This window comes from Stieleria sp. (assembly GCF_041595215.1).
GTDB lineage: Bacteria > Planctomycetota > Planctomycetia > Pirellulales > Pirellulaceae > Stieleria > Stieleria magnilauensis.
Window position 1 is genome coordinate 1 of the sequence record NZ_JBFHKV010000131.1, and the last position, 11,915, is coordinate 11,915.

10 protein-coding genes and 1 pseudogene are annotated in these 11,915 nt (G+C 58.0%); 4 read left to right on the forward strand and 7 right to left on the reverse strand.

Going from position 1 to position 11,915, the window contains the following annotated elements; genetic code table 11:
* The 3 genes and pseudogenes from ABX749_RS07465 to ABX749_RS07475 all read right to left on the reverse strand — a co-directional run.
* Positions 1–187: pseudogene (locus ABX749_RS07465) on the reverse strand (hypothetical protein); the annotation flags it as partial.
* Positions 188–777: 590 nt separating this feature from the next.
* Positions 778–2,487 (reverse strand): exo-alpha-sialidase, encoded by a 1,710-nt coding sequence (locus tag ABX749_RS07470; protein ID WP_372895421.1) that lies wholly within the window; start codon positions 2,485–2,487, stop codon positions 778–780.
* A gap of 134 nt (positions 2,488–2,621) precedes the next feature.
* Entirely contained in the window at positions 2,622–2,756 is a 135-nt protein-coding gene (locus ABX749_RS07475) for a hypothetical protein (RefSeq protein WP_372895422.1), read from the reverse strand.
* An 82-nt stretch (positions 2,757–2,838) separates the two neighbouring features.
* Between ABX749_RS07475 and ABX749_RS07480 the strand changes: the two genes are divergently transcribed.
* The 4 genes from ABX749_RS07480 (at position 2,839) to ABX749_RS07495 (ending at position 7,675) form a co-directional block, all read left to right on the forward strand.
* Positions 2,839–3,918 carry a DUF3500 domain-containing protein gene (locus ABX749_RS07480; RefSeq protein WP_372895423.1) on the forward strand — a complete coding sequence of 360 codons (1,080 nt, stop codon included), beginning with the start codon at positions 2,839–2,841 and terminating at the stop codon, positions 3,916–3,918.
* Positions 3,919–4,221: 303 nt separating this feature from the next.
* Complete coding sequence (locus tag ABX749_RS07485) at positions 4,222–5,490, forward strand: DUF1080 domain-containing protein (protein ID WP_372895424.1); 1,269 nt, start codon at positions 4,222–4,224, stop codon at positions 5,488–5,490.
* Between the two features lie 104 nt (positions 5,491–5,594).
* Positions 5,595–6,404, forward strand: a complete 810-nt coding sequence (locus ABX749_RS07490; protein ID WP_372895425.1) for a hypothetical protein — start codon at positions 5,595–5,597, stop codon at positions 6,402–6,404.
* On the forward strand, positions 6,401–7,675 hold the full coding sequence (locus ABX749_RS07495) for a M14-type cytosolic carboxypeptidase (RefSeq protein WP_372895426.1): 1,275 nt from the start codon (positions 6,401–6,403) through the stop codon (positions 7,673–7,675). Before ABX749_RS07490 ends, ABX749_RS07495 begins: the two co-directional genes overlap by 4 nt.
* Positions 7,676–7,854: 179 nt before the next feature.
* On the opposite strand, the gene ABX749_RS07500 is transcribed toward ABX749_RS07495, so the two are convergent.
* From ABX749_RS07500 to ABX749_RS07515, 4 genes are all read right to left on the reverse strand, one after another.
* On the reverse strand, positions 7,855–9,204 hold the full coding sequence (locus tag ABX749_RS07500; protein ID WP_372895427.1) for a Gfo/Idh/MocA family protein: 1,350 nt from the start codon (positions 9,202–9,204) through the stop codon (positions 7,855–7,857).
* Positions 9,205–9,543: 339 nt separating this feature from the next.
* A complete protein-coding gene (locus tag ABX749_RS07505) occupies positions 9,544–10,074 on the reverse strand; it encodes a hypothetical protein (RefSeq protein ID WP_372895428.1) in 531 nt (176 codons plus the stop codon).
* A 118-nt stretch (positions 10,075–10,192) separates the two neighbouring features.
* Positions 10,193–11,590 carry a Gfo/Idh/MocA family protein gene (locus ABX749_RS07510; RefSeq protein WP_372895429.1) on the reverse strand — a complete coding sequence of 466 codons (1,398 nt, stop codon included), beginning with the start codon at positions 11,588–11,590 and terminating at the stop codon, positions 10,193–10,195.
* Positions 11,591–11,764: 174 nt separating this feature from the next.
* Positions 11,765–11,915 (reverse strand): hypothetical protein (locus ABX749_RS07515; RefSeq protein ID WP_372895430.1); only part of this gene is annotated, 151 nt, incomplete at its 5' end.

Consider the following 11,915-nt stretch of genomic DNA (forward strand, 5'->3'; position numbering starts at 1 on the left):
CGTCGGCCACGACCATGATGCTTCCTTGCTGACACCCGAACAGTTCCGCGTTTTGCTTTTCCGGAATGTCCGTTTGCCGAACGGTAAGCTGACGCCGTAAATCGGCAACCATGAAATGATCTTGATTCTCCTCACGTTTTTTGCCGATGTCGCTGGCACCGAAAATATCAAACCCATCCGTTCTCATCGGACATCCCTCGTTCACTTACGTTCGCTTAAATCGTTTCCCTGACTGCTTGCCTTTACATTTCGCGGCAACGTCTTCATGTCGCGCGAATCCAAATGCGGCTGCCGCTGATTGATCGCCGTTTTCACCCGATCCCAAGGCTCCTCGGACCACGTCGGCGCGGCTGACTGCTTTTCAACCACGGTGACACTGTTTTCAAGTTTCACGGTGGCACTCCTGTGCTCATTTTTTTCGATAAGCCGCGTCTGCCAGGGGTGGCGGATCGATTCGCTTGATCGATGCGAGGCTCACACGCAAACGATGTGCCATTGACAATCCTGACGCGACAATCCGAGGGGAATCAGGAGACGCGAGATTTGCCACGTTTGATGGAGCTGCGTTTTCGCGTGAACAGATAGCGGTCATTGCCATGCGGGTTGAAGCCAAAATCCAACATCAAGCAGTACATTGACAACGTATCTAAGCAAGACGACGTCGAACTGAAGGGAAGAGAGAACACGACGAACGAAGCGACGGGGACGTGCGACGCGGACACGGCCCCGGTCGACACGCATCTTGTGCGGTCCATCGAGACACCGGACGTCGAGAAGCTAATCTCCCGCAGTCGGTGCCGGAAGCACTGATACCAAGACTGCCGTGTCAGAAGCCTCGCCAGAGTAAAAGGCGAGGTAGTGTGTGCCCCCGATCGCGGTGGCGTTCACGTTGCCCGCGTCGAAGGTGATCCGGCTGCCCGTGGCGACGGCCTCCGAATCGGGCCATTTGAGCGGATTGTCGAACACGTCGTCTGGATCGACGACTCGACGACGAAGGATCCCTCGCCCGCGCTGGTAGTAGTAGTTGCTCAGCAAACCGGTTTCGGCATCGAGGATCAGGCTGGGCGTCGAAGCGAGGACCTCGCCGATGTTTGTTTGCGTCCGCGTCCACGTGGCACCAAAATCAGTCGAGACCATTTGGAATTGAGATCGCGCCGTGGAGATGCCTCCCTGTTCTGTCCGTGCAACTGCCAGAATCCTGCCATCGCCAAGATAGACAGCAGAGGGCTCGGTCGGCCACTGCGGTTTGGTCAGCCCGGATTCGATGGTGGTCTGTACCCAAGTTGTGCCATCGTCATTGCTGGTCAGCGTGCCCCACGAGTGACTCGGGCCATTATCACCGTAATTCCCTGCAAACCACAGTGCCATGAGCCCGACGGTGGGGACGTTGAAGATGTCGGTGATCTGGATGGGCATCACGTCGAGCTTCGGGGTTGCCACGAGCGAGAACGTCACGCCATCGGTGCTGCGGTAAAGGTCGTGGTTCCACTCCGATCCGATTCGACGCACCCAGAGGAACATCGCTCCCGTGGAATCCAGGCCCTTCCCGATGGCGACCTCGCCGCCGTTGGGCGTGTCGGCGACAACCGTTTCCGCCGTCCACGTTTTTCCGTTGTCCATGGAGGTGCGGGCGTAAACAGCGCGCGCATCTTCGGCGATCGTATGCCCCGAGCCTCGGCTATACACGCAGACCAGCTTCTCTCCGATGGCCTGAATCATCGGCCATGAGCTATAGCCACTGACGTCCTGCACGACCTGCGGCTTCGGCAGAGCGTTCAGCGGCGTCACCTTGACCATTGCCAGGCCTGTGGGGTGGGTGAACGAGTCGGCGGGATCGCCCGGCTCCCGCTGAATGCGCACCCACAGGGGCGCGTTCGGATCCACCGGATAGTAGCACTCCAGGACGATGGTCCGCGTGTACAGCGGTGCGGCCGGCAGTGCCGTTCGCACGGGCGTTCCCAGCACATACCGGGACGTGAAGGAGGCATCCTCTACCATCTGCGAGAGGTGGCATCGATAGACATCACCATCGATCGGGCTCGTCGACTCATCCGTCGTGGTCACAACAATCTCAACCTTCACGGCGGCGCAACCGCTCGGTAAGCCCGACACGAGTCCGGCGACCGACTGCCCCACCGTGGAACCCGACAATGACCAGACCGGGATGTGCGTGGAGCCGCTCGACATGAGCACTTGCGAAGGTTGCCCCGTGGCGATCGACAGGTTGTTTGCGCTCAGGCAGATCGGAGGCCCCATGGAACTGCCAGGCAACCGCCGTTCACTTCCTCGTACACCATTCTTGGCACGCGTTTGATTTTTTTCGCCGGATGAATTGCCTGGATCGTCCACCCCGACGCTGGTGGCGGTCGAGGCAAGCATTGCAATGGTCAGGAGAATCATCCGCACGACGAGCCGACCGGAAACGGAGCGGCAATTGGCCAATGCAGCATTGATGGGTTTTAACCCGACAGGTTGGGTGAAAGGCACGATGCGACTTCCGAGATTTGGTAGGTTAGGTTTGGTGATTATGACTGGAGGCAAGTGACCGCGCGGATGCCCACCATTCTGAGGTTCAACTCGTCACGCGTCCATTGACCGTGCGGCTTTGAACCGACACAGACTCACTCAGGTAGGCTGATCATCCAGTCCGCAATGTCGAACACTCCATCCAGATCGTACAAGATGTCTGCTTCTCGGCAACGAACCTCGCTGGACAGCGGCTGTGGGGCGACACGAGTGGCAGTATCATGATGCATCAAGATCTTTTCGAATACACTTACCTTTTTCCGAAGCTCGTTAGGTCCCGTTTCCAAAACCAAATCCCAAAGACATCCGAATATGAAACCGCTTTCCCTTGCCGCGTGCGTTTTAGTCTGCATCACAGTCGCACATGCTCAGGAGACAGAAGAGAAACACAAGGCTCCCGTCACCGAGATGCGTCAGTCCGCGGTTGCCTTCCTCGAAGGTCTCAGCCCGGAACTGCGAAAGCAGGCCATGTTCTCGCTCGACGATAAAGAACGTCGAGCATGGAGCAATCTCCCGGCAACTTCGTTTAAACGGGAAGGGGTCAGCTTCAAGGAGATGTCACCGGAACAACGGACGCTCGCACATCAATTGCTGCAAAGCACCCTCAGTAGTCAGGGCTATCTGAAAACAACAGGGATCATGCATCTTGATGAGATCCTCAAGAGCCTGGCTGAGCAGCGTCGCCCCAACAATACACCGATGTTTGGGCATGACCTTTACTGGATCGGCATCTTCGGCGATCCCGCGAAGGACGATTCGTGGGGGTGGCAACTCGACGGGCATCACCTCGCGCTCAACATCACGGTCGTTGGCGATGAGGTTTCAGTCCGACCGGCATTCATGGGCTCGGATCCTGCCAGGCTGCCCGAGGGAACGTACTCGGGCTGGATGGTTCAAAACGCGGAAGATGAAAAAGGGAAACGGCTTTTCGCGTCGCTAAACGACAAACAGCGAGCCAAAGCAATCATTGACACTGTGGCCCCCCGTGACGTGATCACCGGCCCGACCCGCGGGGATCAGTTAAAGACGCCAACGGGTTTGCCGGCGTCGGAGCTGAACGCCGCCCAGCGACGCCTGTTGATGTCTCTGATTGACGAATACGTTCACAACTACGAGCACAACATCGCTCATCTCCAATTGGATCGAATCTTGAAATCCGGTTTGGACAAGATTCATTTTGCCTGGGCCGGCACGGCCGAGGGCAAGCCCTATTACTACCGAATCCACGGCCCCACGGTGATCATCGAGTTTGACAACCACTTTCCTCCAGGACGCAACTCCGGCCCCGTCAACCACATTCACACCGTGTTTCGCGAACCAGGCAACGACTACGGTGACGATCTGTTGAAGAAGCACTTACTGGAAAGCCCGCACCACCAAAACGAACGGTAACTCGCCAGCCTCGGTTGAGTCACGCCATGGTATTGATTTGTAGCGGCACCGGACGACTCGCGGGCTGTCGGTTTTAGCCCGCATGCGTTAGCAAGGGGCCACGCGACGCCCCTTGCTCACGCGTCGGGCTAACCTCATCGCGTTGATTTCGCCACATCGACTAAACCGACAGCCCGCTCGCGCCGTTCCTTTCGAACGGTAACTTAGATGCGGGCGGTCCCTAAGCGACTTGGGAGACAGCTTTCCCAATCACCCCTTCCAACTTCAAGAGAAACAACGGTGAGAGTTCTTTTTTTAGCGACGATGATGATCGGGCTTTTAGCGCCCATGAGTTTGGCTGCGCCGGCGGCGGACGTCGAGGAGGGATTTGTTTCCCTGTTCAACGGCGTGGACCTGGCCGGCTGGGTCAAACGCGGTGGGTCGGCGGAGTACGAAGTCGAGAACGGCTCGATCGTCGGGAAATGCGTTCCGAACACACCGGGCAACACGTTCCTCTGTTCGGAAAAAGAGTTTGGAAACTTCGTGCTGAAGCTGCAGTACAAATTCCTTGAAGCCGGCAATTCGGGCGTCCAGTTCCGCTCCGCCGCACGTCCGGAAGGCGATGGCCAACGTGTTTACGGCTATCAGTATGAAATGCGCCCGGGCGGCGACATGACCGGTCGCATCTACGACGAAGGGCGACGCGGCCACAAGCATGGCATCATCTGGCTCGATGCCTACACGCCGCAGGATCGCCTTGACGCTGCCCAGGCAAGCTGCCGAGAAAGTGACTGGAACGATGTCGAAATCCAGTGCGTCGGTCCGTCCATCAAGACCTGGCTGAACGGCAAGCTGGTCGTCGATCTGTTCGACAGCTTCTCGATGAAGGGTTTTCTGGGGCTGCAGATTCACGCGGGGAAATCCGGCTCCGTCGCCTGGAGAAATATCCGCATCAAGGATCTGGGCGAGAGCAAGTGGGAACCGTTCTTCGTCAAAGCGGACGACGGCAGCTACCAACTCGCTGATGCCAAATTCGTTCTTCCCGAAGAATGGTCCTTTACCGAGGACGGCGTTCTGCACGGCGTCCACTCCAAGAGCCAGGGCAAGGACGGGCTCGTCATTTCCACCAAGAACTACGACAACTTCATCGCCCGTGTCACGTATCGGATGCACGGCGGCAACAGCGCCTTGTATTTCCGCGCCGAAGAAACGAGCGCCCCGTGGGTCCTGCGTGGATTTCAGAATGAGATCGCCAACAACGGCAAGGACTCCGCCCTCTGGCACACCGCCGGCGTCATCGACGGCAAGAAGATTCCTGGTCGCGGCTGGATCGTGACGAACGAGGAGTTCGTCGAGAAGGTCCGCAACAAAGACGGCCAGTGGAACACGACCTGCACCGCTGCGTACGGCGACCGCCTGGTTCAGACACTCAACGGATTCTGCACGTCGGATCTCGTCGACGAAGCGTGCGAGAAGACGGGCAAGCTCGGCCTGCAAATGCACGGCGGCACCGACTGCGAAATGTTCTTCAAAGATTTTGAAGTCATGCCTATCACCGACGACATGATGAAGCTCATCGATCGAACACCTTGAATCCACTCGGCTCCCACCCTACGTCAATCACCTGCGGCTTGATGCCGAAATGGGGTCATCCGCCGGGTGATCAAACCAAGTCAGTTTCTTCTTACGGGATTCGCATGGTTCAACAATCGATCGGTCTATTCTCTCTCTTGCTCGCTTGGACCGTCTTGCAAGCGAACCTCTCAGCAGCCGATCTTTCGGTTCAGCCGCTGCGGCGCGTGAGCATCGCCGAAGCGCACCAAGCGGTGGCCGTCGATGCGTCGTCGTTTTATGCCATTTCAAACCGCACGATCGCTCGCTACGACAAGCAGTCGGCGAAACGGCTTGTTCGCTGGCAGGCACCCGAAAACTCCGGGATCCAGCACCTCAACAGTGGCGTCGTCGTCGAGGGGCGTCTGTATTGCGCGAATTCCAACTGGCCAACCAACCCCCTCGAAAACACGATCGAGATCTTTGAGGCCGAGACTCTAAAACACCTCGAATCAAAACCGTTTTCCGAATCACAGGGAGCCATCAATTGGATCGATCGGCATCAGGGAGCATGGTGGATCGTTTTCGCATTCTACGGTGATGCCGAAGTCCGCCGCACCAAGCTGGTTCGCTATGACGACGACTGGACCGAGACAGGCGAGTGGTCGTTCCCCGAATCGGTGGTTCAACGTTTTCTGCCCAATAGCAATTCCGGTGGCGCGTTCGGCCCAGATGGACGACTGTTCGTGACCGGACATGACCACGCGGAACTCTACGTCCTGGACGTGCCGGCCGACGATCGCGAACTCAAACATGTCGCGACGGTTCCGGCACCGATTGCGGGCCAGGGGATCGCCTGGGACCACGATGATTCAGGTATCTTGTTGGGAATCATTCGCGCCCGTCATGAAGTCGTCTTCATGCGGGTTTCTTCTTCAAACCGAGACGTCCCATGAATCACCGAGCGTTTGTTGCCTTGCTGGCAGTCGCGTGCCTTTCGGGGGCATCTCATCGATGCCGAGCCGATGAACCGCTGGTCGTTGTCGCCGATTTCGAAGGAGCTTCGGTTCGTGACGTCGAAATCAACGAACGAGAGCGAAGTGTAAGTTTCGCGCCTGGGGGAGATCCCGAACGTGGTTGGCCCTGTTGGTGGTATTTCCGGATTGACGGGATCGGAGTCGACGAAGAGATCACGTTGCGGTTGCGCGGATCGAGTGCTGCGATCGCAAAGCAAAAACCGCTGGCAGCTTCGTGGGCGATGCCGGCTCAGGCGACCTATTCGATCGATGGGGAGTCTTGGCAACACACGGCCCCGGGCGAACGTCAGGGCGAGTGGATGATCTACAAGCTCAAACCGAATGCGGCGTCACTGTATGTCGCCTGGGGTCCGCCCTACACACCCAAGACCGCTGAGAAGTTCGTGCGAGACGTCGGCGAACGTTCATCTCATGCAACTGCCACGGTACTCTGTCGTTCCCGCTCCGGACGCCCGGTTCCAATGCTTCATGTGCGAGAGGGCCAGCGGGAGTCGAAAGATCGGTTCGGCGTCTGGGTCCAGGCTCGTCAACATGCCTGGGAGAGCGGTTCAAGCTGGGTGGCTCAAGGGTTCGCAGAATGGATCACCGGTGACGATCCGAATGCAGCATGGCTCCGGCAGCATGCCGACATCTATGTCATCCCCATCATGGACGTGGACAACACCGCAACGGGCAACGGCGGCAAGAACGCACTTCCGCACGACCACAATCGCGACTGGTCACCCAAGCCACATTGGAACGAGACCCGGGCGGCGCAGCGAATGGTCACGGACTTGATTGCAGAAGACCGCATGGATGTCTTTCTAGACCTGCACAATCCCGCTCCCGGCGACCCCAGTTTTTTCTACATCCTGCCGCGAGAGCTCATCGACGAACCGATGATCAGTCTACGCGACCGGTTCATTGATCTTGCCTATGCAAAGATTAGCAAGATCAAGCCCATGATCCCGATGAGTCGTCAACCCAAAGTGACCGGATCGAGTTATCACCCGCTTTGGCGACAGATCAGCGCCAATTGGGTCAGCATGAATGGAAACGCGGACACCGTGAGTTTGTGCTTGGAAACGATTTGGAACTCACCGAAAAGCACGACAACGGGTTACCGGGCGGTCGGTGCGAGCCTTGCCGCCGCGGTGCAGGAGTATCTCGCCGAGCGAACGGTGTCACCACCAAAGTTACCACAGCGGTAAGCGGGCGAACGATCAAAATCAATACCCACCGATGGCAGCGCGAACCCACGGAAGACAGGGTGCCAAAAATCCGTGGATTCGCGCTGCCATCCGTGGGCTCACTGGTCAATTCATCGCTCCGTCAGTCACAACCTGTCCCGCTTTTTCGCGGCTTCCTCAATCTGAGAGTTGAGGGAGCGCTAGATCCAGGTTGGTTCCCAGCCTTTTCGATAAGGCTTGGTGAGCCACTCTTGCGCCTGAGCATGGTTGGTGATCGTGAGCGCGTCGGCATCCCAGGCAAGCTCTTGTCCGGGAAATCGAATGCCGATGGTTCCCAACAACACAGTCTCGGTCAGCGGTCCGGCGTAGTCGAAGTGGGAGGTCGTTTTCCCGTTGCCCATGCAGGCATCGGCCCACTGCGTGTAGTGGTCGACTCCATCGATGACCGGCAGTTCCTTCGCAGGAAATTTCTCTTCGGGAAAAATCGCGGGCATCGCCACGTGCGGAATGACCAACGAACCTTTTTCACCGACAAGCACCGAGCCTGCCTTGGGGAGTTGATAGTTCGCGGGGATATCCCCCAGCTTCTCTCGCGGCGGCAACACACCCGCCGCGTCGTACCACGTGACGCGCAGCGTGGGCTCGGCCGTATACTCGGTGCCTGGGAACTCGTAATAAACCGTCGCGCGATCGGTCCATGACTCTGCAAGCAGTGTCGGCGCCTCGGCCGTGAGCTTGGTGGGTGACGTCAGCTTGAGCGATTTAAAAACGGGATCCAAAATGTGGCATCCGAAATCGCCGAGTTGTCCGGTCCCGTAAGCTTGCCAACCACGCCAATTGAACGGGTGATACATTTCAAGCTTGAACGGACGCTCCGGCGCAACGCCCTGCCAAAGGTCCCAGCGGACATGCTCGGGTACGGGATCGCTGCCCTTTGGTCTGGGGATGTTCCTGGGCCAGGACGGTTGCCCTCCTTGCCACGAATGGACTTCCTTGACCTTTCCGATCATACCCGTGTGCACCATGTGCACCGCCGTGCGATAGGCGGAATGGGATTGAATCTGATTGCACATTTGCGTCGTGACGTTGAACTTCGCGGCGGCCTTTCGCATCTGCCTCGCTTCGTGGACGGTGTGCGTCAGAGGTTTCTGGCAGAATACGTGTTTTCCGAGGTGCATCGCGGCCAACGAAATCGGCGCATGCATGAAATCGGGTGTCGACACCAGCACACCGTGGATGTCACTTGAATCATCAAGGAGCTTTCGCCAGTCGTCGTATTGTCGTGCGGATCGGTACTTCTGTGACGCTTGACCAAGGTGCTTGGCGGAGCTGTCGATGTCGCACAGCGCGATGACGTCTACATCAGGACTGGCAGCCACACCGTTCAAGTCGCTCCAGCCTTTGCCGCCGGTTCCGACACTGGCGATCCCCAGTCGTCGGTTCGCGCCGTAAACACGCGAATAGTGAAGGGCGTTCAAGCCGATTGCTGTGCTACCCGCGGTAGCTGACTTCAGGAACGAGCGGCGGGTGGGAAAGGAGGGCATGGCCATTTTCCGAGGTGGGTTGGAAGGGGAGGGAATTACCTGGCGAAGGTGGGAGGCAGCACGTCTTCAGCACACCGCTTTGCAGAGGCACTTCAGTCGCGCAGCCCACATCCTACCTTGCCCACGCACGCGTCACAACAAAATGGACGCTTTCTTGGTGGGTGCAACAACGGGGGTAGACGCGTTTCGCTTTCAATCCCGCCGACCGACGCCAGTCGCGCCGTGAGAAACTCATTCGTGCTATTTGTGGACAAACTCTTCTCCGCTAGTTCCGTGAATGTCCAGCGACTGAAAACCCTGCTGCGATGGATGTGCTCAATGGACGCCCTCTGCTGGAATTGCTATTTACGGTCCACTGGGTTCAACAACCTCGGCATCAAAAGGCACTTCGGGCAACATCCAAAACTTGGCCAAGAATAGCAAAGTGGCGATGAGGCCCCAACTGAGCCCGATAATGACACCGAAATCCAAAATGCCTCGCCAGGGCTGTGGAATAAACTGAAAGCAGACAACGATTGACGCAATCAGAATCAACAGCACGAAGACCGTGATCCTGCGTTTGCGTGGTGCGTGAAAGAAACCCATGCAGAACAACGGTGCCAGCAGCAACCGCGACAGGGTCGAACGCCGGCGCAAATACAAGGCGCGGGCCGCGACACGCGGTGAATAGCCCCGTTGAAAACCCCGATAACCTTCGCTGTATGCCATGAACACGGCCCACGAGACCAGCACCAAATAGTGCCAAAGATTCCATGGGGTCATGAATGCGTCTCTCGTATGCCCAACCATTCGGACCACCGCGTACGCCAAGATCGCGATGGCACCACCGGCTCCCCAGATTGCAGCAATCGTGCCCAATATTCGATTTAAATGCATCGGAGTCGCTTATGTGTCTGGCGGTCAACGAAGAGATTGGACCGCACCCGAAAACGAGTCGACCATGGTCAGCAGTGGCAACAACCATGCGGCAGGCACGGGGAAAGTGTCCGATACCCTAACTCTCACTTCCTGAAATCTTCCACGGCTTGCGATACGGCCGACGCAGCATCTGGTTGGCTTCATCGTCGTTGACGAACCTCTCCCGGTCGGGATCCCACTGTAGCTTTCGCTTCAGTTGCATGGCGATGTTGCCGGCGTGGCAGATCGTGACGGTGCGATGCCCCACCTCGACCGGCTCGATGGGGTCCTGTCGCGACTTGACCGAATCGAGGAAGTTGCGGTAGTGATTCCCGCTGACCGGCAGGTGGACTTCGTCGGGACCGATGACAGAATTATTGATCGCCTCGCTCGAGGCTTCGACCTCTTTCATGTTGTTGACAGAGTACTGCACCCAACCTTCGGTTCCTTCAATGCGGGCTCCGAAACCGGGGTCCTGTGTCCGACAGACAAATTCGACGCCATTGGCGTAGCGTGCCCGGAAGTGAGACTTCATCGCGGTCGTGTAGAGGTGTCCCGGTGGTGGCCAGACGATTCCTTCTTGGTCTTCAAATTCAACAGGGCCGGTACCGTCGGTGCCGAGCGCCCACTGGACAATGTCGGTCGAGTGCGCGCCGGTGTTGGTGACCTGGCCGCCTGAATAATCCCGAATGAAACGAAATCGGTAGAGGCAGCGGTCGATGTGGTACGGAGCGTCGGGCGCCGGCCCCAGCCACATGTCGTAGTCGAATCCATCGGGCACGGGCATTTCCTGCCAACCCGGGCCGGGCCCGGCACTGCTGCCGTTGATGATGGCGACCGCTCGTTTTACTTCGCCGATTCGACCGTTGCGAACCAGTTCACACATGCGGCGGACAACCGCATTGGACCGATATTGGCTGCCGGTTTGCAGTACACGCCCATGTTTGCGAACCGCTTTGACCATCTGCTGTCCGTCGTGAACGGTCAGCGACATTGGTTTCTGGCAATAAACATCCTTACCGGCTTCGCAGGCTTTGATTGTCGCCAACGCGTGCCAGTGATCAGGCAGCACAATCATGACCGCGTCGACATCGTCGCGGGCCAGCACATCGCGGAAGTCGCTGTATGCATCGCAGCCGCTGTACTCGCCCGAGCGTGTCTGCTTGGCGTAGTGCTCGTTGACGTTTTTCTGCGCCGGTTCGCGTCCCAGGTAATGTTCCGGCCGGGCATAGCCGTCGCTACCCCGATTAACATCGCACACGGCCACGACCTGTGCATCGGGCTGTCGCAGCATGCTCGGCAAATCCACTCGGCTCTGATTCCCACATCCAATCATGGCGACGTTGATGCGGTTGCTCGGGGCGGTCGCCCCCAAGACAGAACTCGGCACGATCGTCGGTGCGGCAACCGTGGCTCCAGCAGCGGCAACGAATTGTCGCCGCGTGAGCCGGTGACTCCCGATCGGACTGTTCTTACTATCGGAGCGATTGAACATGAAGTGGGATTCCATTGCAGAGGAATGATGGTGCGAATGCATCGTAGACGGTTCCGCCCCGCCATTCAACGTCGGCGTCCCGAGTCCCGTTCTCTCGTTGCCGGTGAGCAACTTGTGCACCGTGATACGCGGCTTCTCGATTCACTGCGAAATCGGCCTGCTTGAAGCGGACCGTCAACGCAGGAACAAACGATAGACCGGATTTTGGGTCTCTTCGGCGCAGCGGTAACCGAGGTTGCTGATGAAGTCTTTGAACGCATCGCGGTCGTTCTCGGGAACCTGGATGCCGACAAGAATGCGGCCGTAATCGGCGCCTTGATTGCGA

What these genes read in the sequence shown, in the direction of transcription:
- ABX749_RS07495 (WP_372895426.1), top strand. Translation starts at nt 6,401, where the DNA reads ATGAATCACCGAGCGTTTGTTGCCTTGCTGGCAGTCGCGTGCCTTTCG.
- ABX749_RS07500 (WP_372895427.1), bottom strand. Translation starts at nt 9,204, where the DNA reads ATGGCCATGCCCTCCTTTCCCACCCGCCGCTCGTTCCTGAAGTCAGCT.
- ABX749_RS07505 (WP_372895428.1), bottom strand. Translation starts at nt 10,074, where the DNA reads ATGCATTTAAATCGAATATTGGGCACGATTGCTGCAATCTGGGGAGCC.
- ABX749_RS07490 (WP_372895425.1), top strand. Translation starts at nt 5,595, where the DNA reads ATGGTTCAACAATCGATCGGTCTATTCTCTCTCTTGCTCGCTTGGACC.
- ABX749_RS07485 (WP_372895424.1), top strand. Translation starts at nt 4,222, where the DNA reads ATGATGATCGGGCTTTTAGCGCCCATGAGTTTGGCTGCGCCGGCGGCG.
- ABX749_RS07475 (WP_372895422.1), bottom strand. Translation starts at nt 2,756, where the DNA reads ATGCATCATGATACTGCCACTCGTGTCGCCCCACAGCCGCTGTCCAGC.
- ABX749_RS07510 (WP_372895429.1), bottom strand. Translation starts at nt 11,590, where the DNA reads ATGTTCAATCGCTCCGATAGTAAGAACAGTCCGATCGGGAGTCACCGG.
- ABX749_RS07480 (WP_372895423.1), top strand. Translation starts at nt 2,839, where the DNA reads ATGAAACCGCTTTCCCTTGCCGCGTGCGTTTTAGTCTGCATCACAGTC.